The 255-nt window shown below is 67.1% G+C and carries 1 pseudogene; it reads left to right on the forward strand.

Annotated features, from left to right (window positions below):
- Positions 1–255: pseudogene (locus E0702_RS17945) on the forward strand (pyridoxal-phosphate dependent enzyme); the annotation flags it as partial.

A 255-nucleotide genomic window follows, 5' to 3' on the forward strand; every position in this document is an offset into this window, starting at 1 on the left:
TCCTCTATGCCGAACGGGCGACGGACTGGCGCGGCAACAACAACATCGCCGAGAGCATCTTTCGCCAGATGGCGCGCGAACGCTTCCCCATCCCCGCCGCCCTGGTGATGAGCGCGGGCACCGGCGGGACCTCGGCCACCCTGGGGCGCTACATCCGCTACCGCGGCTTCGAGACGCAGTTGGTGGTGGTCGATCCCGAGAACTCGGTGTTCTACGACAGCTACATGAGCGGGGATGCCACGCTCAGCCGGGCCT

Source organism: Halomonas marinisediminis, from assembly GCF_004347715.1.
GTDB classification, from domain to species: Bacteria; Pseudomonadota; Gammaproteobacteria; order Pseudomonadales; family Halomonadaceae; genus Halomonas; species Halomonas icarae.